Here is a 23,803-nt window from a genome sequence, read left to right as displayed (position 1 = left end):
CGGCTAAGATTGCGGGACTATGACGGACCGTGCCGACAGCGTGCTCATCATCGTGCCGGCGTGGAATGAGGCGATGAACGTGGGCACGACGGTCGCCGAAATCCGTGCGGCGGATCCGTCTTATGTGGTGGCGGTGGTCGACGACGGCTCCCAAGACGGGACGGCTGAGGTCGCCCGCGCTGCGGGCGCGATCGTTCTCCCACTGCCATTCAACCTCGGAGTCGGCGGTGCAATGCGAACCGGCCTCACCTATGCACAGCGCCATGGCTTCCAGCGCGCCATCCAGGTGGATGCGGACGGTCAGCACAACCCGCAGGACATCGCGCGGGTTCTCCAAGGCCTGGAGCACGCAGACATCTCGATCGGCGCCCGCTTCGCGGAGGTCGGCGACTACGAGGTGCACGGTCCGCGGCGGTGGGCCATGATCGTGCTCGCCAAAGTCGTGTCGCGCGTCGCAAAGACGCGACTCACCGACGTCACCAGCGGGTTCCGCGCCGCCGGGCCGCGTGCCATCGACCAGTACGTCACCTACTACCCTGCCGAGTATCTGGGCGACACGCTGGACTCCCTCGTCGCGGCCTGCCATGCCGGCCTCACCGTGACGCAGGTCCCGGTCGCGATGCGGCCGCGCATGCACGGGACGCCGAGCCAAGGCCCCGTCGGGTCGACGGTGTACCTGCTCAAGTCGGTGTTCGCGCTCGGCCTCGCCCTCCTGCGCCGGGCCAAGCCTGGTCCGCGCCGTGTGTCGATCACCGAGCCCGCGGCCGCGAACGGAGCCCTCTCATGATCGTCGCCGCCGGCATCATCCTCGCCCTCCTCATCATCGTCCTCGTGATGTGGATGCTGCTCACCCGCCGCCTCCGCGAGAAGTACGCGGTGCTGTGGCTGATGATCGGGCTGACAGTCCTCATCCTCGGCCTGTTTCCGCAGCTGCTCCTGGGGCTGACCAGCGTCCTGGGCGTCCAGGTGCCGGCGAATCTGTTGTTCGCCCTCGCGATCGTGCTCCTGCTCGGCGTCGCGTTGCATCTGTCGTGGGAACTGTCGCAGGCGGAGGAAGAGATCCGTCGAGTCGCCGAGGAGGCGGCGATCTCACGCGCCGAGGCGGATCGGTTCGAGGCTCGCCTGAATGAGCTCGAGCGCCGGCTCGACGAAGCATCCTCCGGCAAGGCCCCATGACTGCTCCGTCGGCGTGGGCGGTCATCACCTCTTTCCACCCGGATGCTCGCCTCCTGACCGCGTACCGCGCCCTACAGCCCCAGGTCGGGGCTGTAGTGGTCGTAGACGATGGCAGCCCGGAGCGGTACGGCGCGGTTCTCGACGAGGTCCGCTCGGCTGGCGCCCACGTGATCCGGCTGGCCGAGAACAGCGGGATCGGCGCGGCCCTGAACAGCGGCATCCGGCATGCGCTGCGACACGGCGCCGACGAGATCGTCACATTCGATCAGGACTCCGTCGTGTCGGCCGGCTTCATCGTCGCGCTGCAATCCGCCGCGGATAGCGCACGCACGCACGGGCACCGAGTTGGCCCCGTCGTTCCCGAGTTTTTCGCCGACGTGCGCCAGGTGCGCCGGGAGCATGCCGACGGCACGCTCGAGGCACGCCACGCGATCCAGTCCGGGATGCTGCTCGCCGCCGCCTTCCTCGCCGATGTCGGCCTCATGCGCGAAGACCTATTCATCGACTTGGTCGATACCGAGTTCGAGATGCGCTCGACTTCAGCGGGGTTCATGACCGTTGCGGCGCGCGGGCTGCGGCTGGAGCACAGCCTCGGGCGCCGCTACGCGCGGCTCGTGTTCGGCCGCCCCGTGCGCCTTCCCGGCATCCCCCCAGTCGTGACTCTCAGCACCCCGTTCCGCTACTACTACCGCGTGCGGAACCGGCTCGTCGTGAACGGAACGCTGTGGCGCGGCCACATCGGGTGGGTCGCGCGCGACACGTTCCTGGAGGCGATCCATTACGCCAACGTCTGGGTGCTCGCCCGACCGCGCCGCGCGCTGTGGCAGGTCTACCGGGCGGCGATGCACGACGCGCGCCGCGGCCGGATGGGGCGCATGCCGACGGACGTCCAGGACATCGCGGCGACGATCACTTGGGCAGCGCCGTTGGCGGAGTGACCATCCACTCCCCCCGCAACACGGCGACCGCCGGGATGAGCAGGACGGCGAACGCGGTGGCCTCGGACGCGGCCACACCGGCCGCGATCAGGTTCCCTGAGCCGAGGAAGGACCCCGTGAGCATCGTCGCCAGGCCGACGACCGCCGCCGCGATGGTCGCCCCGAACACCGTGCCGTAGCGATGGGCGGGGATGAGGATGTTACGGATCAGCGGAGTCGCGCTGGAGAGGAAGAAGAACGCGACGCCGAACAGCGCACTGGGAAGCGGGTCGGCGGCGACGGCCTCGCCGAAAAAGATCCCCGTCGCCCAGGGACCGAGTAGCGCGATGGCCGCACCGCCGAGCAGGCCCACCGCCACATGCGCGACCAGGGCGACGAGGTGGCGGCGATGGCGCAGTGTCGCGGACGGATCCAGCACCCACGCCTGAAACGTGTTGCCAAGCGCAATCACCACCATCGTGGCGATGCGGTAGGCACGGTCGGCTGACGCGAACGAACTCGCTTCCACGGGCTCCAGTCCCGCGGTGGCGATGGGAACCGCAGTGGCTCCGTAGGCATTACCTGCGGCGTCGATCGCGGCCGTCGGCACGAGTGCGCGAAGCACCGTGCGCACCCCGCGGCGCTCGAGGCGGCCGATCAGGTCGCCGTGGGCGGTGAGGCGCGCATGCATGACGAAGGCCGGAACGGTCGCCGCGAGGAGCAACGCGGGATACCAGAGCACCTGCCCGGTGAACGCGAGGATGGGCAGCGAGATGACAGATGCCGCGACTTTGGGAAGCGCATCGAAGATCATCAGGGCGCGGGGATTCCCCTGACCGATGCAGAACCATGCGGGCGTGAAGCCGCCGATCGTCGTCACCACGGCCACCGCGACGGACTCCAGTCGGAAGGCAGACGTGCACACGAGGTAAGTTGCGAGCCCCGCGATCGGCACAGCGATCGCGGCCGTGATGAGGCGCGACCGGATGCTCTCGTGGAGGATGAGGCCCCGCTGCTGGTCGGACTCCGCGCGCGCGACCCTTACGGGACCGACGACTGCCCAGCCGAACAAGACGCCGACCATGCCAAGGGCGCCGATCGACTGCCCGGTCGCGAAGTTGGCCCAGCCCTCGTCGCCGACGATGCGCGAGACCACGGGAAGTATGATGAACGGTGCGAGCGCCGAGAGGATCGGCGCTCCGGTGAACCCCGCGAACCTGAGCATGATCGACCGCATTGAACCAAGTCTAGGCGCGCGTCGAGACGCTCCCCGGCGAAAGGCTGCCGACACATCGTGACTGACCGCGTGCCGGTTTCCGTGTGCATGGCGACGTACAACGGCGCGGCGTACGTGGAGCACCAGCTACGCAGCATCCTCGCCGAGCTGCATCCTGACGACGAGGTCGTGATCGTCGATGACGCGAGCTCCGACGACACCGTCACGCTCATCGAGGCCATCGGTGATGAGCGGATCCGCGTCATCCGTCAGATCGTGAACCGTGGGTACGTTCGCACCTTCGAGGCCGCACTGTCGCAGGCGAAAGGTGAAGTCGTCATGCTCGCAGACCAGGACGACGAATGGATCCCCGGGCGTCGGGACGTGCTGCAGGAGGCAGCGTCGGCGTCGGGCGTCGCCGCGTCGAACCTCGTTATGTTGGACTCGGGTGAGCCACTGCGCTCCCCCATCACCGGCCGGCCGTGGCGGCTCGAGCCGTCAACGTCAGGACATCGGCTTCGCAACGAGCTGCGCATCCTCGCCGGCGTCACCCCCTACTTCGGCTGCGCGATGGCCGTCCGCCGCGACGTCCTCCCGCAGATCCTGCCGTTCCCCCCCTTCCTCACCGAGTCGCACGATCTGTGGATCGCCACCCTCGCGAACCGCCTCGGGATCATGCGCCACGTCGCAGGGCCGACGGTGCGCCGCCGCATCCACGAGTCCAACGCCTCGTCGAGCCGGCCTCGTGCGATCACACAAGCGCTTCAAGCCCGTGGAATGCTCGTGCGCGCGTACGTCGAGGCAGGGAGGCGCTCGCGCTGACTGCAGCCCGCCGCTTGCGCCCACCCACAGCCCGCAGGCGACCTGCTCTTCAGCGGAATCGGGTCAAGCGCGTCGGATATCACCCGGCAGCGTTTGACGCGCGCCCGATCTCCGGTTTCGCACCCTCAGCATCGCGGGACGCTCGATCGCGACCCAGCTGAGCCAGGCGAGGCTGAACGTCACCACGACTGTCACGGCGATGTACACCGGCAGCGCCCACGTGGCCCCGCCGACGAGCACCGTGAGCTGCTGAACCGGCCACGCGTAGATGTAGAACCCGTACGACACGTCATTGCGAGCGATCCACGCCGGCTGTGACACCACCGTGGAGAGGAACAGGATGCCGTACGCCAGTGCCGGCGCCGCCAACTGTCCGCCGAAATTCGGGACGAAGACCATGGACATGGCGGCGACGGGGATCGACAGCCACCCGACGAGCGGCACGAGCCCCCAGCGCTCGATGACGAGATAGATGAGAGACCCGCCGATGAAGAAGGGGAACAGCCGCGCGAACAGCTCGAAGTCGCCGTCGAGCCCGCCCGTGATGCCGGCTGCCGTCAGCGCGTGGACCCCGACGGACACGGCCCAGATGAGTCCGGCACCGAGGAGCGAGCGTCGGTACAACGCGAAGCCGCCGAGCACCCACACCGCGATGTAGCAGAGGAACTCGTAATAGAGCGTCCACAGCGACCCGTTCCACGCGTCGGGATAGGGCACGGTGCTCAGCGTCTCGCCGATCGAGTAGTGCTCGATGTACAGCGTGATGTTTCCCCACACGTACTGCAGCGGCGTTACGGGCGTCCGGAGGAAACCGGAGAGGGAGCCGGTCGAGATCCACAGCGCGAGCGGGGCGAAGACGAACGCCGTCACGACGAGGCAGACCAGGAAAGCGGGGAAGATGCGCGCAACACGGTGCAGCAGATATTCGCCTGCGCCGGTGCGGAACCGGCTGCGAGTGATGAGGAAGCCGCTGACGACGAAGAAGCCCGCGACGGCCCATCCGCCGAGATTCTCACCGTTGAAGCCCGGGCTGTCGCCACGGCCCACGATGTAGAACGCGTGCGCGAACAGCACCAGCGCCGCCAGGATGAGCCGGAACAGGTTGAGGCTGTTGTCGCGGTACGGGAACGGGGCTCCTGCGAAGGCGCGCGAACTCACTTGAGGAGGTTCCGGGACGCCATCTCCTTGAGCGACCGCTCGTACGTATCCCCCTCGACGGGTTCGCTGAGCACCCACTCGACGAATTGAGAGACGCCGTCACCAAAGCTCGTAGACGGCTCGAACTCGAGCACCTCGCGCAGCGCGGTGGTGTCGGCGACGTTGTGACGGATATCGCCGAGCCGGTAGTTGCCGGAGACCCGAGTCGGCACTTTGGTGCCGAAGGCGGCGAAGAGGGCCGCCACGACGTCCATCACGGTGGTTGCGACTCCCGATCCGACGTTGAAGGTGCCGCCGGCCGCCTGCGGCACGGTGGCGGCGCGGAACGTCGCCTCCACGACGTCGTCGATGTAGACGAAGTCGCGACTCTCCAGGCCGTCCTCGAAGATGTTGATCTCCTTTCCCTGCCGGATGAGGGTTGAGAAGATCGACAGAATCCCGGTGTACGGGTTTTTCAGGGACTGGCCCGGGCCGTAGACGTTCTGGTACCGCAGCGACACGGGCTCCACACCGATCGCCGGTCCGACCATCATGATGAGGGACTCTTGCATCTGCTTCGTGATCCCATACACCGACGACGGGTGAAGCTTCGCGTCCTCAGCCGTGGGGATCATCGAGATCGGCCCTTCGCCCGGCATGTGCACGTCGAAGTCGCCCGCCGCCATGTCCTCGTCACGCCGATGGTCGGGATACACGGTGCGGCCGTCCTCGGTGGCGTAGGCACCCTCGCCATAGATCGAGCGGGAAGAGGCGATCACCATACGGCGCACGCTGTGCGGCTCGTTGGTGAGGAGGTCCAGCAGTTTCGCGGTGCCGCCGACGTTGGCATCGACGTACCGGTCGATCTCGTACATCGACTGCCCGGTGCCCGTCTCGGCCGCGAGGTGCACGACGATCGTCGCTCCGGTGAGCGCGTCGCGCAGGTCGGCGGTGGAGGTCACGGTTCCGCGCTTGACGGTCGCAATCCCATCGAGCGATCGCAGCAGCGGGGACGTTGTCTCAGGGTCGGGGCCGTGTACCTGATCGATCAGCGCGTCGAGAACGGCGACGGTGTGGCCCGCGTCGAAGAACCTCCGGGCCAGGCGGGAGCCTATGAACCCCGCTCCGCCGGTGATGAGCACATGGTCCGGCATGGGTGCTTTCTCCTGCTCGAATGGATGCGGATGCGAACGTCGGTCGACGGGAACCGCCCGGTCAAACCACGAAGATGTGCGCGAGAGTCGATTGTATCCCCGCTCGTGTGCCCCGCCGGAGAACGGCGGGCAGCTCGGTGACGGCGTGGAGCCGCGACATCACGCGCATGCGCGCGACGAGCGCGGTCCGCCGCCATCCCTTCGATTCGGCCAGGTCGCGTGCCTGAGCGTAGTAGGTGCGCTCATCGCGGAAGCGCCGGCCATCCAGCAGCGACTTCTGCGAGGCGCTGCCTCCGTGGCGCCGGTACGAGAAGCACACCGTCGGGTTGTAGGCGAGGCCGCCTCCGGCGAACGCGATGTCCATGAGGAGCGCCAGATCTTGGATGATCGGGAGCCCGTCGCGGAAGTCGATACGCCGCAGAGTCTCGGTGCGGAATGTCAGAGACGGCCAGTAGAGCCAGTCGCCCCGGATCAGGCTCGTCGCCATGCTTTCACCCCGCAGGACGGCGATGCCTGTGCCGTGCGGCGCCAGAAGGCGTTGCTTCACGCGGTCGACGAGCGGTCGCACGGGCCTGCCGTGCTCGTCGATCACGTCGACCCCGGGCTGAATGACGTCCGCGCCTGGCACCGCCGCGATCGTGCGGCGGATGACGTCCACATAGTCAGGGTGCAGAAGATCGTCGCAACCGAGGATGGCGATGTAGTCGCCGGTCGAGCGGCGGATGGCCTCGCGGTAGTTCTCCGTAATGCCCAGGTTCCGCTCGTTGCGCACGTACGTGATGCGCTCGTCTTCGATCTGCGCGAAGTAACCCTCCACAGAATCGTCCGGGTAGCAGTCGTCGATCACGGTGAGGCGCCAGTGCGGAGACCGCTGGGCGCGGACCGACTCGACGGTCAGGTAGAGCAGCTCCGGCTCGCCCCAGAACGGCACGACGATCTCGAGGTCACTCATCCGCCGACCTCGCAGCCGGTGACGCGATAGAGCACCGCTCCGCCTACCGAATCGAGCTTTTCGACCGCCGACGACGACGCGAGGCGTTCGAAGCCGGGGAACTCGTTCTCGGCGCCGTGCACCTCGCGATCGCCGAAGTCAAGGACGTACTCGACGCCCTTATCGCGGACGGCTCCGCACACCGCGGCGCGCCGGTCGGCGGCGTTCAGTCCGTCGTTGATGATCGCGGTCGCGTCGTCGATGTCCATCAGCGTGTGCGGCATGAGCACCTGCCGTCCGCTGATCGCGTACGCCAGTCCCGTCCCGGTCCAGGGACTTCCCGCGATGACGGCATCCTCCGGGACATCGTCGGCGAGGCGCCGCAGCAGTGTCATCTCGTCCGCTGAGAGCAGTGCGGCTTCCGCAGTGAGCGCGTAAGTCGCAGATGCCTCGACGATCGCCTGCCGGACGGCGCCAAGCTGCGTCGCGACGATGAGCAGGACGAGCGAGGCGGCTGCCCACATCGACACGCGGGATCCGGTTGCTGCGTCCGGCTCGGCTGTGCGGAACACTCGAGCCGAGAAGCGCCGCCACACGGCCGCGGTCCCGAGGGCTGCAAGTGGCACGATCACGACCGGGACGATCGCCGCAAGACGGGGCGCGTTGTTGTACCAGGACGCGGTGAGTAGGTCGCGGAAATCCGGCCAGGGAAATCCGACGGCCGCGACGTACAACAGCGATGCCGCAGCGAACGTCCCCACCGCCCAGATGTCGACCGGGTTCCGTCGCCGCAGGCACACCACGAGGCCAACGACGAGCGCGGCCACCGCGACCACCGGGATGGCGCCGCGCCAGTACGACAACGTGGCCGACTCTCCGATCGCTTGACCGAGCGTGACGGTGGGCGGCCAGCTTCGGGCGTCCAGCGGCGGGCGGAGCACGCGCCAGGCGATGAACGCGACGCTCACGTAGACCGCGAAGCCGACGGATACCGCGGCGAGGCGTCGCCGCCCGGGGCGGGTGCGCACGTAGCCGACGAATGCGATCAGTACCGCGACCGAGACGAGGACCAGCCACGCCATGAACGCGCCGGGATGCGCTATCACGACACCCGGAAGCGCCCCCAGAACGGCAACGGCCCACACCCAGGCGGTGCGATCGGCGAGCGGTGAGCACACCCGCAGCAGCACGAGAGCGGCTGCGAGGGCCCCGGGCATCACGGAAAGCCCGAGCTGGTACGGGTACAGCACCCCGTAGGTCATCGGCAAGAGGGGCATCGACGGCAGCGCGGCGGCGAAGACGCCCGCCGAAATGACGAGCGACCTCGATGTCCCGAAGACGGTGCGCGCAAGCAGGACGGCGCCGGCAGGCCACAGGATCGCGGCACACACGACCACGAGGGCGTTCGAAGCAACCGCGATGTCAACGCCGGTCAGCTGCATGACGACGGAGCCCCACGCGTGCCATGCCGATGGGTAGAACCACACCCCGCCGCTGGTCGAGGTCATGCTGCCCAGGTGCAGGGGCGACGCGTTCGCGGTGTCGAGGGCGTACCGGATCCCGTTCAGGTGGAAGATGTTGTCGAAGGTCTGCGAGATGTTGCCGGGCGCCTGTACGACCTGGCAGACGTGCGCGGTCAGGATCAGGGCGGCGATTGCCAGTGAGAGCAGCGTCCACCAGCCGCGGGACGGAGCGCGGTCTATGACCGGCCGACGCAGACCGCCGGTGGCGAGGCGCGCGAGCACGAGCCCCACCGCGATGATGGCGAACACCACGATGACCGGGGCGAAGCCCCACGGGATTCCGACGAGCGGCGCGGCCAGCGAGGCCAGCACGACGACGGATACGCCGAAGGGGCCGGCCATGCCCCACGCCCATAGGCCGCGCAGGCCCAGGACGGCGGCGAGACCGAGTCCGGGCAGGAGAATGATCGCGGCTGCGGTAGTGGAGGCGACGGCGAGATCGAACCAGGTCATGGGGCTTGTCGTCTCCCTGCAGTTATCGTGGCCCAGCCGGCGGCCGACGGGCAAATTGTACTCGCTGCCAGCACAATGCCCACCGCGCGGGTCACCGCTACCATTCAGGTTCCCGGAGGTCCAGCAGATAGAGTCATGTGTCGTGCCCGGCGGCAGCGGGCGCGACGAATCCCATCCAGAGGTGTCATCGAAGTGTCCGATCGTCGCGATCGCGTGAGCATTGTCATCCGCACCAAGGATCGCCCCCAGCTTCTCCGTCGCACGCTGGACGACGTGCTCGCCCAAACGTCGAGCGACTGGCACGTGGTCATCGTGAACGACGGCGGCGCGCCAGCCCCTGTCGACGCGCTGGTCGCCGAGCGCGAGGAACGCTTCGACGGCCGACTGGAGGTCCTCCACGTCGAGGGCGGCACGGGCTCGATGGAGGCGGCCGCGAACCTCGGCGCACAGCGCTCCCGGGGCGAGTTCGTCATCGTCCACGACGACGACGACACCTGGGCGCCGGACTTCCTTGAGATCATGGTCGGCGCGCTCGACGCCGACCCCGAAGCGGTCGCCGGAGCCGCGCGGACCGAGATCGTCTTCGAACGGCTCGACGGCGATCGCGTGACCGAGCTCGGCCGCACCCCTTTCGTCCCCCCGGGCGAGATCGTCACGATGTACGACCTGCTACAGACGAACCGCGTCGTGCCGATCGCTCTGCTCGTGCGCCGGAGTGTGTACGACGAGATCGGCTGGTACGACCCAGCGCTGAAAGCCGTCGGCGACTGGGAGTTCAACCTGCGCCTTGTGCGGCACGGACGCGTGCTGTTCGTCGGCGAGGAGCCGATCGCGTTCTGGCACCAGCGCCCCCACGCCACGGGCGCCCACTCAAACAGCGTGTTCGGCGAGAGCCTCGACCACATGCAGTTCGACCGTATGGTGCGCGACCGTGCGCTCCAGGACTACATCGAGCGAAACGGCATCGGCGGGCTGCTCTACCTGTCGAAGTACATCGAGGAGACCGTCCGGCACTACTCCCTTCAGCAGACGGTCCGACGTGCGCTCTCGCGCGTCGGCGACAAGCTGCGAATCCGTCGTCCTCGCCGGCGCTGACGCGCCCGTTCCACTCTCAAGAGAGGCTCCCACGTTGTCCCAGCGCGTCGCCGCAGTGGTCGTGACCTACAACCGACTCGAAAAGCTCAAGACCGTCCTCGCCAAGCTCCGAGCGCAGACGACGCCACCCGAGTGGATCGTGCTCGTCGACAACGCGTCGACCGACGGGACCAAGGAGTTTCTCGCGGCGCAGGACGATCCCGCGCTCGACATCACGCGCCTCGAGGAGAACACCGGCGGTGCCGGCGGCTTCGCCACCGGAATGAAGCGAGCGTACGAGCTGGGTGCCGACTACTTCTGGCTGATGGACGACGACTGCTACCCCGAGCCCGAGTCTCTCGAGCATCTCGTCGACGGCCACACCGCTGCCATGGCGGCAATGCCCGGCGGCGTCCCGTTCGCGTGCTCGCTGGTGTACTTCGATCACAACGAGCTCGCTGAGATGAACATCGCGGCACCCGATTGGAAGTGGGCCCGACTGTGGGTCCAGGGCCAGCGGGCGTTCCTCGTGCAAACGTGTTCGTTCGTCTCCGCGCTCTACACGCGCGAGACCGTCGAGCGGATCGGCCTACCGCTCCGGGAGTACTTCATCTGGTTCGACGACGCCGCGTACGCGCGCATGGCCAGTGTCGGCATCGGTCCCGGTGTCTGCGTTCTCGACAGCAAGGTGATGCACGACACTCCTTCCAATATCTCGGGCGATTTCTCGAAGGTGGACGACCAGACCGTCTGGAAGTTCGCGTACGGCGCTCGCAATGAGGCGTCGTACCACCTCCACCACGAGTCGCTTCTGTCGTACGTGCGCTTCTTCGCGCGCGTGCAGATCCTCATGCGCCGCGGTCGTGTTCCATGGCGCCTGCGCCGCCGCATCACCGGCCGGCTGCTTGCGGCGATCCGCTTCAACCCCCAACCCGAGCGGGTTGTCCCCGCTGCGACGGCGTAGTCCTCGCGTCCGCCCCGGCGTGCGGGGTTCGCACGAATAGAATGACTCTGCCCTGACCGGCAGAACCCGACGGCCCAGAGGGAGCCTATGCGCCGCGAAACGAGCGACGTCGACCTGCTCACAGAGCCAGGGAGCAGCCGCGGCCTACTGGACGTCTTCGGCCGCCGCCACCTGCTCTCGCTGATCGTTCGGAAAGAAGTTCAGATCCGCTACCGCGGATCGGTCCTCGGCTGGCTGTGGTCCTACGTCAAGCCCCTCGTCCAGTTCTTCGTCTTCTACATCGCGATCGGCGTCTTCCTCGGTCTGAACGATCGAGTCGACTACTTCCCGATCTACCTCTTGGCTGGCATCACGGTCGTGACCTTCTTCAATGAGGCGTTCTCGAACGGCACCCGCTCACTGGTCGACAACGCTGCGCTCATTAAGAAGATCTACCTGCCTCGCGAGATGTTCCCGGTCGCGAGCATGATGATCGCCGCGGTCAACACACTTCCCCAGATCCTCGTGGTCATCGTGATCGCGTTGTTTTTCGGCTGGGCGCCCACTGCGCTGCAGATCGGGGCGATCCTGCTGGGACTCATCATCGTGGCGGTTCTCGCGACTGGACTCGGCCTGCTGTTCGGCGCGGTCAACGTCACGTTCCGCGATGCGCAGAGCTTCGTCGAAATCATCGTGATGTGCGCCGTCTGGGCGTCACCAGTGATGTACCAGTGGCAGATGGTCGCCGAGGCGCTACCTGATTGGCTTTTCGTCGCCTACCGACTCAACCCGATCACCATCGCGGTCGAGCTTTTCCACTACGGGATCTGGTTCCCTCTCGATCCAAGCGACGCGATCCTCATTCCCGAGCTGGGGATGTATACGGTGATCGCTCTGGCCGTGTCGCTGGCTTTCCTCGTCATCGGCCAGTCCGTGTTTCGTCGCCTGGAGGGTCGCTTTGCCCAGGATCTCTGATCAGACCGCGGTGACCCCGAGCATCGTCCTCGACCAGGTCCACAAAGATTTCAAGCTGCGCCACACGCACTCGATCAAGGAAACGGTGCTGGCGGCGGTGCGGCGCAAGCAGCTGACGACGGACTTCCACGCCCTGGACGGCGTGAGCTTCACGGTGCAGCCAGGCGAGTCCGTCGCTCTGCTCGGCTTCAACGGGTCGGGCAAGTCAACGACTCTCAAGATGATCTCAGGTGTGCTCCGTCCCGACCGGGGCCGAGTGCTCACCCGCGGCCGAGTCGCCGGGCTGATCGAGGTCGGCGCAGGCTTCCATCCCGATCTTTCCGGCCGCGAGAACATCTACCTCAACGCGGCGATCCTTGGCATGACGAAGAAAGAGACCGAAGATCAGTTCGACGACATTGTCGCCTTCAGCGAGATCGAGCAGTTCATCGACACCGAGGTGAAGCACTACTCCTCGGGCATGTTCCTTCGTCTGGCGTTCTCGGTCGCGATCCACACGGAGGTCGACGTCCTGCTGATCGATGAGATCCTCTCCGTCGGCGACGAGCCCTTTCAGAAGAAGTGCCTCGCCCGCATCCGCGAGCTGCATGCGCACGGCAAGACCCTTGTCGTCGTGAGCCACGACCTCGACATGGTATCGAACCTGTGCGAGCGCGGCATCCTGCTGCAGGGAGGCAAGGTCGCTTTCGACGGTCCCAGCAAGGAAGCCGTCGCGCTCATGCGCAGCTGACTACATACCGGGCCGCGATCGCCGGTGCCCTCCCCGCGGTCGATAATGTCGGGGGATGAGTTCTTGGAATCCTGCGTCGAAGGCCCGAAACTTCGTCGCCCGCATCCGTAACATGAGCGACGGTGTGGTCGCTATCCGCGAAGAGGTCGCCCAATTGCGTGCCGCGACGGAGGCTCTGCACCACGAGACTGAACGCGCCCGCGGGGAGTTCGCGCGTCTGCTCAGCGAGATCGAACGGGTGCAGCGCCTCGCCGGCCGAGCAGCGCGCCGTGGCACACTGCAACGCGACCACATTCGCGTCGTCTTTCTGGTTCACAACGTGGATGCATGGGATTCGATCGGCGAAGTGATCGGCACCATGCGTACCGCCTCCGACTTCGATCCCGTCGTCGTGAGCATCCCGCACCATTACGCTGGCGCGTCGACACCGGGCAGCGAAGGACGCGTCCATCGGTTCCTCGACGAACGTCGCGTCCCACATCTTCGCCTGCGCGACGACGAGTCGGCGGAAGAAATGCTCCTCGCGCTCGACCCAGACGTCGTGTTCCGACAGAGCCAATGGGACGCCGACGTTGATCCTGCGTTTTCAGCTGACCAACTCACGTGGACGCGGCTCGCGCTCATTCCCTACGAGACGATGAATCCCACGCACAACGTTCCGTGGGACTATCCGCCTGTCAACAGCGCCGTGGATCAACGACTGCACCGTGCAGCGTGGCTGGTCTTCTGCACAAACGACGATGCCCTCGATATCGCGCGCCACGACACACTCACTGGTGGCCGCCAATTCCGCGCTGTCGGGCACCCCAAGGCGGACGCTGTTCGCGGGGCGGTGCCGTCGTGGCCATTGCACAACGAGCGGACACGGCACCGCCGGATTCTGTGGTCGGCGCACCACTCGATCCTTAAAGGCTGGAACGACTTCGGCATGTTCCCCCAGATGCGGGACGAAATGCTCGCGTGGGCGGCCGAGGAGTCCGCGACGGACTTTGTGTTCACCCATCACCCGCAACTTCGGGGCACTATCCGCCAGCCCGGCAGCCCAATCACAGATGCCGAGTTCGAAGCGTGGCTCGAAGCGTGGGAGGCACTCCCGAACACTGCCTACACTCTCGAGCCGTATGCCCCGTTGCTGGCAGCGGCGGATCTTCTTGTCACCGACGGTCCCAGCATGATTACAGAATCGCAAGTGCTGACCGTGCCGACGATTTTTTTTGAACGCGCCGATCACGTCCCGTTCAATGCCATCGGCGAGGTGATCGTGACTGGCGTGCACCGCGTGTCCGACGTGGCTGGCGCACGGGCGGCCGCTGAGGCGCTGAATGGACGGGACGATCCACTCGCCCCGACGCAGCGCGCCAACGTCGAGAGACTGTTCGGCGAGCCCGGCGCTTCACAGCGCATCGTTGACACGATTCGCGCGGAAGTTCGCGAGGAGAGCCTGCGGACCCGATAACGCAGGCCACCTCACCGCGCGCCACTCAGAGGTCGGCGTGCAGGTGCCACACCTTGTCGGCCGCTTCCGCCCAGGAGAACGCCCGTCCGCGGTCTGCCGCGAGCACGCCCAGCCGCTCGGCGGCCGACACCGACCCGAGCGTCTCCGCCAGGGTGGCGCCGAGGGCGTCGCCGAGAACGGCGTCGTCCGCTTCGTCGACGAGCCGACCGCCGTCGGAGACCACCTCCGTGTGCGAATCGGATGCCGCGGCGAGCACCGGCACGCCGAGGGTCAGCGCGTCCACGACGCGCCAGGGAAACGCCTCGCGCCGCGACGGCGCGAGGAACGCCAGCGCTGCACCGAAGACTGCGGCGCGGTTCCAGGCCTCCAGCGCTCCGCGCACGTGAAGGCGTCGTTCGGGGAGCCCTGCCGCCTCGGCGAGATCGGCGATCGCTGGCTCCTCCCCCTCCGGCGCGTCGATCACCACGACAGGGAGGTCCACGCCCGATCGTGCGACCGCGGCCAGCCCGACGGCGAGCCCGTCCGAGCTCCGTGACGCCGAGCCGGCGAGCAGCACGAATCCTTCGGGCAGGTCGAGTTCGCGCCGCCGGCCGACCTCGTCGTTCGGCACGGCGAAGCCGAGCGGCGCCGCGCCGGGAATGACGCGGATCCGCTCCCCCAGGTTCACGACTCCCGCGATCCTTCGTGCGAGCGCATGGGTCGGCACGACGACGGCGTCGGCGTGCTTCGCGGCGCGCTTGATCATCGCCCGCTGGAACGACAGCGCACCGCGAGGCAGCTCGCCCGGCGCATCCCAGGCCCGGCTGTCCCAGACGGTGACGACCGTCTGATCGTGGTTGTGCACCCGGTCGTGGCGCACGAGCGGCGCGAGCAGCGTCGGTGAATGGATCATGCCCGCGCCGATGCCCGTGGGCGCGCCCAGCTGCACGGCCACCGACAGCTCGCGGCGCGGCAGCGCCGCAGGATGCACCCCCGCAAGGCCGGGCACGGCGGCACGCAGCGCCGTGGCATCCGTCTGGGCCGGCACGATCGCTTCGACGTCGGTTCCCGAGGGAGCCCCGGCGACGAGCGCGCGGGCGAGTTCGCGGGATGCCTCGGCGAGGTCGTTGTCGGTCGGCACCGCGACCTGGTCGAGCATGACTCGGAGCGTGGCGGTCATCAGCCCTCCGGCGTCGGTGTCGGGGTGGGCGGATGCAGCGCGGTGCGCACGAGCTCTTGCACGTAGGCGTAGTCGGGGTCGTACTCGTCGATGCCGAACTCGGGGATCAGCTCGATCGTGGTGACCGGCTGCTCCTGCGCCTTCAGCGCCAGATCGGCGAGGTAGGGCAGCAGCGACTGCGGCAGGTCGGTCTCGACGATGTCGGCGCCGGCGGCGGCGATGTCTTGGAACCGGGTCAGCACCGTCTGCGGCGTGAACTGGTTGAGGATCGCCTGCTGCAGGATGCGCTGGCGCTGCATCCGGTCGAAGTCGCTCGTGGTGTACCGCGACCGGGCGTACCACTGGGCGGTGTCGCCGTCCATGCGCTGTAGACCGGGTTCGATCCACCCGATCGCCCATTCTTCGGCGGGCTGGCCCTCGTAGGCCGGCCCGCCTCCCTTGGGCAGACGCTCGGCGACCTCGATCTCGACGCCGCCGAGGGCGTCCACGAGCGAGGCGAACCCGTGCATGTCGATGAAGACGTAGTACGGGATCTCGATCCCGAGTATGCCTTCGGCGGCATCCTTCGTCGCCTCGATGCCGGGAGCCGAGCCGTTCGCAACGGCGTCGGGGTAAATGGCGTTGCCGTCCTGGCAGACCTCGACCTCGGTGCGGAGCTGGTTGATCCCGCTCCCCCACCCGCAGCTGGGGTCGGCGAATCCCTGGTGGCCATCGGGATAGCGGTCTTGCATGGGCCCCGGCGCGAAGGGGAAGTGGGGCATGTCGCGCGGGATGCCGGTGATGGTCGTCGCACCGGAGTCGGCGTTCACCGAGACGACCGAGATGCTGTCGAACCGCATCGAATCGCGACCCTCACCGCTGTCGGCACCCAGGAGCAGGATGTTGTAGTACCCGTCGGACGGGGGAACGGAAGGGCCACTCACACCGAAGATCGCGCCGAGGGTGTCGCGCGCCGTACCGGTGACCTGCGCGGCGTAGCCGACGGTGCCGCTGGCGACGACGAGCAGGGCGACGGCGAACGCGGCGATTCCGAAGCGGGCGGCTCGTCCGGTGCGGACCAGCCGGACCAGCCGCAGCGTGTCGATCGTCAGCACGATCCACAGGGCGGCATACGCGATGAGGATCCCCTGGACGAGCAGCAGCACGAACCAGTTGGTCGCGAGGGTGAGGAAAAGGGTCTGCGCGAAGGCTGAGGTGAGGACGGCGCCGACGGCCAGGAGCCACGACACCAGGGTCGCGGCGATGCCGACCCGGCCGAGGCGGCGATTGCCGGCGACGATCTGCGCCGAGCCCGGGAGCAGAAAGTTGAGTCCCACCAGCCACCAGCCGCGCGTGGTCATCATCGCGGTCGAGCCGGCGTCAGGGAAGCGCAGCGGGCGCTCCTCGAGCACGCGGCCGCGCGCACCGGATGATCCGCGCGTGGTCGTCCGCGGCGGGGTCGCCACGCTCACAGCGACTCCTTCAAGCGGCGGTTCTTCTCCTCCACCGCCGCCTCGAGGTCACGGGCGTACGCCTCGACCTGCTCGGCGACACGGGGGTCGCCCGCCCCGATGATGCGGATGGCGAGGAGCCCGGCGTTCTTGGCCCCGTTGATGGACACGGTCGCGACGGGGATGCCGGCGGGCATCTGGACGATGCTCAGCAGCGAGTCGAGCCCGTCGAGGGTCGCCAGCTGAACCGGCACGCCGACCACGGGCAAAGCGGTGACCGAGGCGAGCATGCCCGGCAGGTGCGCGGCGCCGCCGGCGCCGGCGATGATCACACGGATGCCGCGGGCCCGCGCCCCGCGCCCGTACGCCATGAGCTTGTCGGGCGTGCGGTGGGCCGAGACGACCTCGACCTCGTGCGGGATGCCGAAGTCGGTGAGCACCTGGGAGGCGTCGCTCATGACCCGCCAGTCGGAGTCGGACCCCATGACCACGCCGACCAGCGGCTCGGAGGCCGCGTGCAGCGGGGAGTCGTGATGCGGAGCGGTGCGCGCGTCGGATTCAGCGCTCGCGAAAGACCCAGTCACCCGATAAGGCTAGGGCGCCGAACTGGAAGAAGCCCGCAACGGCGCGCAGCGCCGGTGCTCAGGGTGCCGTCGGCGCGCACGCGCCGTTCCTGAGGGCGCCGTCGGCGCGCAAGCGCCGTTGCTGCTCAGTCCAGGAACACCGCCGCGGCCGCCCGCGCGGCGTAGGCGACGTCGTCGAGGTCGTCGCCCGAGACGTTGACGTGCCCCACCTTGCGGCCGGGTCGCGGCGCCTTGCCGTACGTGTGCACCTTCGCCTCGGGGTGGCGGGCCATCGCGTCGCCGAATCGCTCGGTGAGGCCGCCCTCGGCGGGACCCCCGAGGATGTTGATCATGACGGTCCACGGTGCCTTCGGAGTGGGGTCGCCGAGCGGGAGGTCGAGCACGGCGCGCAGGTGCTGCTCGAACTGGCTCGTCACCGCGCCGTCCTGTGTCCAGTGGCCGCTGTTGTGGGGGCGCATCGCGAGCTCGTTCACGAGCACACGGTCGGTGGTCTCGAAGAGTTCGACCGCCAGCATCCCCGACACATCCAGCCCCTCTGCGATACCGACGGCGACCTCGCTGGTGACCTGCTGCTCGCGTTCACCGGTGCGCTGGGCGGGGGCCAGCACCTCGGCGCAGACGCCGTCGCGCTGGACCGTCTCGACGAGGGGGTACGCCCGTACCTCGCCCGACGGGCGGCGAGCGACCTGCTGGGCGAGTTCGCGCGTGAAGGGAACAAGCTCTTCGATGAGGAGCTCGCCGCCGCGACCGTCTTCGGCGAGGGCTGTGAACCAGTCGTCGGCGTCGTGCTCAGACGACACCACGCGCACGCCCTTGCCGTCATATCCACCCCGCGGAGTCTTTACCACGGCACGGCCGCCGTGGTCGGCGAGAAAGGCCCCGACCCCGGCGGCATCGCTGACGGCTGCCCAGTCGGGCTGAGGCATGCCGAGTTCGGCGAGGCGCCGGCGCATGTGCAGCTTGTCCTGGGCGAACTGCAGCGCGTGGGGCCCGGGGCGCACGGCCACACCTGCATCGACGAGGGCGCCGAGGACGTCCTGGGGCACATGCTCGTGGTCGAAGGTGACGACATCGACGTCGCGGGCGAACCGCAGCACGGTGTCGGCGTCGCGGTAGTCGCCGACCGCGGTAGCGGCGAGCGCCGCGGCCATCCCGTCGTCCTCAGCCAGGACCCGCAGTTCGACCCCCAGCTCGACGGCCGGCGCGATCATCATCCGCGCCAGCTGCCCTCCCCCGACGACTCCGACTCGCAACGCCATGGGACATCCTTCCGCTCGACTGCTTCTTTCGCGCCGTGGCCTTTTCGCGCCGTGGCCATCTTCGCGCAGTCGGCGAGTTCACGCAGACGCGGGGCCGGCGCAGGCGACCGTTCCCGCCCCGTCGCCGTCCCTCCGACAGGCGCGAACCGCCTCAGCCGAGCTGCGGCAGAGGTGGCGGCGGTCCGGGCGGGTACGGCCCCGACACCGAGGACTGCGCATCCCGATGCGCGAGGATCTGGTTGACCTCGACCTGGTCGACGAGCACCTCGTGCACGAGGACGACGCCGGGGATGTTCTTCATCCGGAGCGGCTCGTCGGCACCGTTGGAGAGGGTGAGGGTTCCCGCTCCCCACATCCGCTGCAGAATGCCTCGACGCACCTGGATCGTGTAGCCCCGCACATGCGACAGATCGCGGCGACGTGTGGCGAAGATGCCGGAACGCTCGATGACCCTTCGCGTCGTGATCGTGTAGACGCGACTCCACCAGGCCACGAACGGCAGGAGCACGAGGAGGAACACGACGACGGCCGCCGCGGTCAGCAGCATCCAATTCTCGAACGGTGACGGCAGGTTGCCCCAGAAGAATCCGGCCGCGCCGGCGACGGCGATGAGGATGAGCGCCGACCAGAAGAGCCTTCTGGCATGCGAGCGCACCCGGGCGATCCGCAGCTCGGGCGTCGGCACCCCCGGTGCGGGAGTGGCAGGACGCCCGGCGAAGCTGGTCGGGTGCGTCATGCACCCATTGTCGGGGCAGGGCCCGACATTCGGGCGCACCACACCCGGCGAGCGCTGCTCCCGCTCGGAATCGGATCAGCGCACGTGCACGACGTCTCCGGCCGAGACCGCGGTCTCGAGGCCGGTGGCGTCCTCCACGACCAGCCGTCCGTCGGCGTCCAGCCGCGCGGCACGGCCGGTGAGCCGGGTGCCGTCGGGCAGCTGCACGGCGGCGTCGGCACCGAGGGTCGAGCACAGGGCGCTCACCTCTCCGGAGACGCCGGATGCCGCGGCATCCCCTCGCCCGGCGACCAGCGCGCTGAGCTGCTCGTCGAGCGCCGAGAGGAAGTCGGCGACGAGGCGGTCGTCGTCGCAGGTGAGGCCGAGGGCGGCGAAGGAGACGGCGGTGTCGACCGGGAGGTCTGCCCGCGTCATCCGCGTGTTCACCCCGGCACCGACGACGACGGTGTCGGGATCGCCCGGGACGACCTCGGCGAGGATGCCGCAGACCTTGCCGCCGTCGATGAGGACGTCGTTCGGCCACTTGAGCGTGGCCGAGTGGGGCGTGCCGCGCAGCTGGGCGCCGACGGCGCGGGCCATCGCGGCGCCGGCGACGAGCGGGATCCACCCGCGCGCTGCGACGGGGAGTGCGGGCACCCGGACGACGACCGACATCGCCAGGGCGGTCCCGGGCGGGGTGGTCCAGCTGCGGTCGAGGCGGCCGCGCCCCGCGCGCTGGTCGGTGGTGAGGAGCACCGAGAGGTGCGGCCAGCCGGCCGGGTCGGCGCCGGCGGCGACGAGGACGTCGGCGTTGGTGGAGTCGGTGGACTCGGTGATCTGGACGCGGGGGCTGACGGCGGCGGCGCGGGGATACCCGTCGGTGGGGATCGGCATGACCTCACCCTATGCGCGGTCGGTCCGGCACGCGGGGGGCTTGCGCACGGCGCGGCGCGGCGTCTCACCCTCGCGACCCGCGACCCTCGCTCCTCTCCGCTCACCCCCGCGGCCTCTCTGCGCGAGGACGATCGGCCGGGCGGAGTACTTTTCCCCGCGCGGTGTCCGCGTCTGGGCCGATCGTACGCGCGCGAGGCAGGCGCAGAGGGCACCCTCGCGGCATCCGTTCCTGCACACGAGGCGCCGACGCCGGGTCATCCCCAGTTTGCCGCGCGGCTCGCTCGCCCGCATCGCGCCGCCGCGATGCTGACCGGATGCGACGCATCATCCTTCCCGCTCAGGGATACCTGCACCGCGCCACCCTTCTCGAGAACGGATGGCGCCCGGACGCCCTCCGCCGAGCGATGGCCGAGCAGGGCCTCGAACTGCTGCGACGCACCTGGGTGGCGGCTCCCGATCTCGATCTGCGCCTGCGCCATGCTGCGACCCTCGGCGGCGTCGTGACCTGTGTGAGCGCCACGGATGCGTTCGGCCTGTGGCGCTCCGAGGGCACGACCCGCCCGCACGTCCGCCTCCCGCCTCATTCGAGCAGCGGGTCCTCTGTGGTGCGCCTTCACCGTGCGCAGCCGGTCGCTCTCGCACCGGCGCGCGAACTCGTCGACGCGATCGAAAACGTGCTGGCCGCGGTGGCGGCCTGCCTTCCCTTCGCCGACGCCCTCGTCGTGTGGGAATCGGCCCTCCAGCGCGGCGTCATCACCTCCGCGCATCTCCGCGCGGTCGCCTGGCGGACCACGGTTGCGCGCCAGTTGGCCGACACCGCGGGTGCCCTCTCGGATTCGGGCCTCGAGACGCGGTTCGTGGCGGGGATGCGCCGGGTGGGCGTGAGCGTCTGCAGCAGGTGGTGATCGGCGGCCAACCCGTGGACGGTCTCATCGGGGATCGCCTGGTGATCCAGATCGATGGCTTCGCGCACCACTCCGATGCGGCGCAGCGACGAAAGGACATTCGCCACGACCGGCTGCTGCGCTCCCTCGGGTACACGGTCTTCCGCTTCGACTACGTCGATGTCGTGCACCATTGGCCGCGGGTCCAGGCCGAGGTGCTGCGGGCACTCGCTCAGGGCCTTCACCTCGCGCCCCGCGGGGCGCTGGCGTGAGGACGATCGGTCGGGCGGAGTACAGAAACGTCCGGAAGGTACTCGCGCGGGCCGATCGTACGCGCGCGGCGAAGGGGACGGACGGATGCGAGCGGGCGCAGCGCGGTGCGCAGGTGCGCAGGTGCGCAGGTGCGCAGGCGTGCGCCGGGCACAGCGGAACCCCGAACCGCTTGTGCGAACCCTCCAAGGGCTCGCGAGCGCCCGCCGATAGGGTGGAACCCGTGACCGATCAGCCCGACCTCTACACGACCGCCGGCAAGATCGCAGACCTTCGGGCGCGCTATCAGGAGGCCGTTCTCGACGCCGAGGCGACGGCGCAGCAGAAGCAACACGCCAAGCACAAGCTCACCGCCCGCGAACGGATCGAGCTGCTGGTCGACACCGGCTCGTTCGTCGAGTTCGACGAGTACGTCCGCCACCGCACCACCGCATTCGGCATGGACCGGTCCCGCCCCTACGGCGACTCGGTCGTCACGGGAACCGGCACGATCCACGGCCGGACGGTCGCGGTCTACGCGCAGGACTTCTCCACCTTCGGCGGTTCGCTCGGCGAGGTCGCCGGTGACAAGATCATCAAGATCATGGAGTTCGCCCTCCGCGGCGGCATCCCGATCATCGGGATCCTCGACTCCGGCGGCGCCCGCATCCAGGAGGGCGTGGTGGCCCTGGGCAAGTACGGCGAGATCTTCCGCCTGAACACCGCCGCCTCGGGCGTCATCCCCCAGATCTCCCTCATCATGGGACCCGCCGCCGGCGGCGCGGTGTACTCCCCTGCCCTGACCGACTTCGTCATCATGGTCGACAAGACCAGCCAGATGTTCGTCACCGGGCCCGACGTGATCAAGACCGTCACCGGCGAAGACGTGGGGATGGAGGAGCTCGGCGGCGCGCACACCCACAACACCCGGTCCGGCGTGGCGCACTATCTCGCCGAGGACGAGGACGACGCAATCGACTACGCCCGCACGCTCCTGGGGTTCCTCCCCGACAACAACATGTCGGAGCTGCCGGTCTACGAGACGGCGTTCGAGTTCGAGACGACCGACGCCGATCGGAGCCTCAACGCCGTCATCCCCGACTCGGCGAACCAGCCCTACGACATCCACGGCGTCATCGGCCACCTGGTCGACGACGGCGACTTCCTCGAGGTGCAACCCCTCTTCGCCCCGAACATCGTGATCGGCTTCGGCCGGGTCGAGGGGCGCACGGTGGGCGTGATCGCCAATCAGCCCTCGCAGATGGCGGGGACCCTCAACATCGACGCGGGCGAGAAGGCGAGCCGGTTCGTCCGCTTCTGCGACGCGTTCTCCGTACCGATCCTCACCCTCGTCGACGTGCCCGGGTACCTCCCCGGCACCGATCAGGAGTGGACCGGCGTCATCCGCCGCGGTGCGAAGCTGCTGTACGCCTACGCCGAGGCCACGGTCCCCCTGGTCACGGTCATCCTGCGCAAGGCCTACGGCGGCGCCTACATTGTGATGGGCTCCAAGCAGCTCGGCGCCGACGTCAACCTCGCCTGGCCGACCGCCGAGATCGCGGTGATGGGCGGCCAGGGGGCGGTGAACATCCTCTACCGCGGCGAGATCAAGCGCGCTGAGGAAGCGGGAGAGGATGTCGCGGCGGTCCGCACCCGCCTCGCCAACGAATACACCTACAACGTCGCGTCTCCTTTCCTCGCCGCCGAGCGCGGTGAACTCGACGGGATCATCGAGCCGGCTCAGACCCGGGTCGCGGTCGCAAAGGCGCTGCGCTCCCTCCGCGGGAAGCGGGCGAGCCTGCCCCCGAAGAAGCACGGGAACATCCCGCTGTGAGCACGGCGAGCGATCCCCGCGGCGGAGCGGGCGAGTCCGGTGAGGCCCTGCCGCCCGTCGCGATCGACGTGCGTCGCGGTGCGCCGACCGAGGAGGAACTCGCCGCCCTCATCGCCGTGGTCAGCGAGGAGTACGCCGCCGAATCGGCCGAGGCCGTCGCCGATGACCGCCCCGCCCGGAGCGCCTGGTCGCTCTCGCAGCGGGGGCTGCGCCAGCCCCTTCGCCGCGACGTCGGATGGGGTCGGTACGCGGGCTGAAAAAACCGTCGAAATCGACGATTTGTCCCCC

Annotated in this window: 24 protein-coding genes; 13 read left to right on the top strand and 11 right to left on the bottom strand. The window is 68.6% G+C overall.

Going from position 1 to position 23,803, the window contains the following annotated elements; genetic code table 11:
• The first annotated feature begins 19 nt into the window (after window positions 1-19).
• From FBY40_RS07350 to FBY40_RS07340, 3 genes are read left to right on the top strand one after another with little or no spacing between them, the layout of a single operon-like run.
• The gene (locus tag FBY40_RS07350; RefSeq protein WP_141937627.1) at window positions 20-787 is read left to right on the top strand and encodes a glycosyltransferase family 2 protein; all 768 of its coding nucleotides are present in this window, start codon (window positions 20-22) and stop codon (window positions 785-787) included.
• Window positions 784-1,176: a DUF2304 domain-containing protein gene (locus FBY40_RS07345; protein ID WP_141937625.1), complete on the top strand. Its 393-nt coding sequence runs from the start codon at window positions 784-786 to the stop codon at window positions 1,174-1,176. Before FBY40_RS07350 ends, FBY40_RS07345 begins: the two co-directional genes overlap by 4 nt.
• Window positions 1,173-2,114 (top strand): glycosyltransferase, encoded by a 942-nt coding sequence (locus FBY40_RS07340; RefSeq protein ID WP_141937623.1) that lies wholly within the window; start codon window positions 1,173-1,175, stop codon window positions 2,112-2,114. The genes FBY40_RS07345 and FBY40_RS07340 overlap by 4 nt, the downstream gene beginning before the upstream one ends.
• Here FBY40_RS07340 and FBY40_RS07335 read toward each other — a convergent pair.
• The gene (locus FBY40_RS07335) at window positions 2,086-3,330 is read right to left on the bottom strand and encodes a polysaccharide biosynthesis protein (protein ID WP_160141376.1); all 1,245 of its coding nucleotides are present in this window, start codon (window positions 3,328-3,330) and stop codon (window positions 2,086-2,088) included. The genes FBY40_RS07340 and FBY40_RS07335 overlap by 29 nt on opposite strands.
• Window positions 3,331-3,399: 69 nt before the next feature.
• Here FBY40_RS07335 and FBY40_RS07330 point away from each other — a divergent pair, with 69 nt between their 5' ends.
• Window positions 3,400-4,131, top strand: a complete 732-nt coding sequence (locus FBY40_RS07330; protein WP_235014676.1) for a glycosyltransferase — start codon at window positions 3,400-3,402, stop codon at window positions 4,129-4,131.
• Window positions 4,132-4,194: 63 nt separating this feature from the next.
• Here FBY40_RS07330 and FBY40_RS07325 read toward each other — a convergent pair whose 3' ends face one another.
• From FBY40_RS07325 to FBY40_RS07310, 4 genes are all read right to left on the bottom strand, one after another.
• Window positions 4,195-5,289 (bottom strand): acyltransferase family protein, encoded by a 1,095-nt coding sequence (locus FBY40_RS07325; RefSeq protein ID WP_160141375.1) that lies wholly within the window; start codon window positions 5,287-5,289, stop codon window positions 4,195-4,197.
• Window positions 5,286-6,422, bottom strand: coding sequence for an NAD-dependent epimerase/dehydratase family protein (locus tag FBY40_RS07320; RefSeq protein ID WP_141937616.1), 1,137 nt, complete (start codon window positions 6,420-6,422; stop codon window positions 5,286-5,288). Before FBY40_RS07320 ends, FBY40_RS07325 begins: the two co-directional genes overlap by 4 nt.
• Window positions 6,423-6,483: 61 nt before the next feature.
• Window positions 6,484-7,374, bottom strand: coding sequence for a glycosyltransferase family 2 protein (locus tag FBY40_RS07315; RefSeq protein WP_141937614.1), 891 nt, complete (start codon window positions 7,372-7,374; stop codon window positions 6,484-6,486).
• Complete coding sequence (locus tag FBY40_RS07310; RefSeq protein ID WP_141937612.1) at window positions 7,371-9,329, bottom strand: DUF6541 family protein; 1,959 nt, start codon at window positions 9,327-9,329, stop codon at window positions 7,371-7,373. Before FBY40_RS07310 ends, FBY40_RS07315 begins: the two co-directional genes overlap by 4 nt.
• 213 nt (window positions 9,330-9,542) lie before the next feature.
• Here FBY40_RS07310 and FBY40_RS07305 point away from each other — a divergent pair, with 213 nt between their 5' ends.
• The 5 genes from FBY40_RS07305 (at window position 9,543) to FBY40_RS07285 (ending at window position 14,507) form a co-directional block, all read left to right on the top strand.
• On the top strand, window positions 9,543-10,424 hold the full coding sequence (locus tag FBY40_RS07305; protein ID WP_160141374.1) for a glycosyltransferase family 2 protein: 882 nt from the start codon (window positions 9,543-9,545) through the stop codon (window positions 10,422-10,424).
• A gap of 34 nt (window positions 10,425-10,458) precedes the next feature.
• Entirely contained in the window at window positions 10,459-11,367 is a 909-nt protein-coding gene (locus FBY40_RS07300) for a glycosyltransferase (RefSeq protein WP_141937609.1), read from the top strand.
• Window positions 11,368-11,454: 87 nt separating this feature from the next.
• Entirely contained in the window at window positions 11,455-12,321 is an 867-nt protein-coding gene (locus tag FBY40_RS07295) for an ABC transporter permease (RefSeq protein WP_141937607.1), read from the top strand.
• 10 nt (window positions 12,322-12,331) lie between these two features.
• A complete protein-coding gene (locus FBY40_RS07290; RefSeq protein ID WP_200829946.1) occupies window positions 12,332-13,051 on the top strand; it encodes an ABC transporter ATP-binding protein in 720 nt (239 codons plus the stop codon).
• A gap of 55 nt (window positions 13,052-13,106) precedes the next feature.
• Window positions 13,107-14,507, top strand: a complete 1,401-nt coding sequence (locus FBY40_RS07285; protein ID WP_141937603.1) for a hypothetical protein — start codon at window positions 13,107-13,109, stop codon at window positions 14,505-14,507.
• A gap of 25 nt (window positions 14,508-14,532) precedes the next feature.
• Here the strand turns inward: FBY40_RS07285 and FBY40_RS07280 are convergent, their stop codons facing one another.
• The 6 genes from FBY40_RS07280 to FBY40_RS07255 form a co-directional block, all read right to left on the bottom strand.
• A complete protein-coding gene (locus FBY40_RS07280) occupies window positions 14,533-15,666 on the bottom strand; it encodes a glycosyltransferase (RefSeq protein ID WP_141937601.1) in 1,134 nt (377 codons plus the stop codon).
• On the bottom strand, window positions 15,666-17,117 hold the full coding sequence (locus FBY40_RS07275) for an LCP family protein (protein WP_141937599.1): 1,452 nt from the start codon (window positions 17,115-17,117) through the stop codon (window positions 15,666-15,668). The genes FBY40_RS07280 and FBY40_RS07275 overlap by 1 nt, the downstream gene beginning before the upstream one ends.
• Entirely contained in the window at window positions 17,114-17,581 is a 468-nt protein-coding gene (gene purE, locus FBY40_RS07270; RefSeq protein WP_141940077.1) for a 5-(carboxyamino)imidazole ribonucleotide mutase, read from the bottom strand. Before purE ends, FBY40_RS07275 begins: the two co-directional genes overlap by 4 nt.
• Before the next feature lie 224 nt (window positions 17,582-17,805).
• Window positions 17,806-18,939: a 5-(carboxyamino)imidazole ribonucleotide synthase gene (locus tag FBY40_RS07265; RefSeq protein WP_141937597.1), complete on the bottom strand. Its 1,134-nt coding sequence runs from the start codon at window positions 18,937-18,939 to the stop codon at window positions 17,806-17,808.
• A 151-nt stretch (window positions 18,940-19,090) separates the two neighbouring features.
• Window positions 19,091-19,675, bottom strand: coding sequence for a PH domain-containing protein (locus FBY40_RS07260; protein WP_141937595.1), 585 nt, complete (start codon window positions 19,673-19,675; stop codon window positions 19,091-19,093).
• A 75-nt stretch (window positions 19,676-19,750) separates the two neighbouring features.
• Window positions 19,751-20,548, bottom strand: a complete 798-nt coding sequence (locus FBY40_RS07255) for a biotin--[acetyl-CoA-carboxylase] ligase (RefSeq protein WP_141937594.1) — start codon at window positions 20,546-20,548, stop codon at window positions 19,751-19,753.
• A 314-nt stretch (window positions 20,549-20,862) separates the two neighbouring features.
• Here FBY40_RS07255 and FBY40_RS17310 point away from each other — a divergent pair, with 314 nt between their 5' ends.
• The 4 genes from FBY40_RS17310 to FBY40_RS07240 all read left to right on the top strand — a co-directional run bounded on the left by FBY40_RS17310 (window position 20,863) and on the right by FBY40_RS07240 (window position 23,772).
• Window positions 20,863-21,453 (top strand): hypothetical protein, encoded by a 591-nt coding sequence (locus tag FBY40_RS17310; protein ID WP_160141373.1) that lies wholly within the window; start codon window positions 20,863-20,865, stop codon window positions 21,451-21,453.
• A gap of 41 nt (window positions 21,454-21,494) precedes the next feature.
• Window positions 21,495-21,704, top strand: coding sequence for a DUF559 domain-containing protein (locus FBY40_RS17305; protein WP_235014674.1), 210 nt, complete (start codon window positions 21,495-21,497; stop codon window positions 21,702-21,704).
• Between the two features lie 212 nt (window positions 21,705-21,916).
• On the top strand, window positions 21,917-23,515 hold the full coding sequence (locus FBY40_RS07245) for an acyl-CoA carboxylase subunit beta (protein ID WP_141937590.1): 1,599 nt from the start codon (window positions 21,917-21,919) through the stop codon (window positions 23,513-23,515).
• The gene (locus FBY40_RS07240; RefSeq protein ID WP_235014673.1) at window positions 23,512-23,772 is read left to right on the top strand and encodes an acyl-CoA carboxylase subunit epsilon; all 261 of its coding nucleotides are present in this window, start codon (window positions 23,512-23,514) and stop codon (window positions 23,770-23,772) included. The genes FBY40_RS07245 and FBY40_RS07240 overlap by 4 nt, the downstream gene beginning before the upstream one ends.
• Window positions 23,773-23,803 lie beyond the last annotated feature (31 nt).

The organism is Microbacterium sp. SLBN-154 (genome assembly GCF_006715565.1).
Classification (GTDB): domain Bacteria; phylum Actinomycetota; class Actinomycetes; order Actinomycetales; family Microbacteriaceae; genus Microbacterium.
The sequence above is the reverse complement of the archived record's forward strand: the minus strand, read 5'-3'. Positions and strand labels throughout refer to the sequence as shown.

Coding starts and splice junctions, on each gene's coding strand:
- FBY40_RS07350 (WP_141937627.1), top strand. CDS start 20: ATGACGGACCGTGCCGACAGCGTGCTCATCATCGTGCCGGCGTGGAAT.
- FBY40_RS07345 (WP_141937625.1), top strand. CDS start 784: ATGATCGTCGCCGCCGGCATCATCCTCGCCCTCCTCATCATCGTCCTC.
- FBY40_RS07340 (WP_141937623.1), top strand. CDS start 1,173: ATGACTGCTCCGTCGGCGTGGGCGGTCATCACCTCTTTCCACCCGGAT.
- FBY40_RS07335 (WP_160141376.1), bottom strand. CDS start 3,330: ATGCGGTCGATCATGCTCAGGTTCGCGGGGTTCACCGGAGCGCCGATC.
- FBY40_RS07320 (WP_141937616.1), bottom strand. CDS start 6,422: ATGCCGGACCATGTGCTCATCACCGGCGGAGCGGGGTTCATAGGCTCC.
- FBY40_RS07315 (WP_141937614.1), bottom strand. CDS start 7,374: ATGAGTGACCTCGAGATCGTCGTGCCGTTCTGGGGCGAGCCGGAGCTG.
- FBY40_RS07310 (WP_141937612.1), bottom strand. CDS start 9,329: ATGACCTGGTTCGATCTCGCCGTCGCCTCCACTACCGCAGCCGCGATC.
- FBY40_RS07295 (WP_141937607.1), top strand. CDS start 11,455: ATGCGCCGCGAAACGAGCGACGTCGACCTGCTCACAGAGCCAGGGAGC.
- FBY40_RS07285 (WP_141937603.1), top strand. CDS start 13,107: ATGAGTTCTTGGAATCCTGCGTCGAAGGCCCGAAACTTCGTCGCCCGC.
- FBY40_RS07280 (WP_141937601.1), bottom strand. CDS start 15,666: ATGACCGCCACGCTCCGAGTCATGCTCGACCAGGTCGCGGTGCCGACC.
- purE (WP_141940077.1), bottom strand. CDS start 17,581: ATGGGGTCCGACTCCGACTGGCGGGTCATGAGCGACGCCTCCCAGGTG.
- FBY40_RS07265 (WP_141937597.1), bottom strand. CDS start 18,939: ATGGCGTTGCGAGTCGGAGTCGTCGGGGGAGGGCAGCTGGCGCGGATG.
- FBY40_RS07260 (WP_141937595.1), bottom strand. CDS start 19,675: ATGACGCACCCGACCAGCTTCGCCGGGCGTCCTGCCACTCCCGCACCG.
- FBY40_RS07255 (WP_141937594.1), bottom strand. CDS start 20,548: ATGCCGATCCCCACCGACGGGTATCCCCGCGCCGCCGCCGTCAGCCCC.
- FBY40_RS17310 (WP_160141373.1), top strand. CDS start 20,863: ATGCGACGCATCATCCTTCCCGCTCAGGGATACCTGCACCGCGCCACC.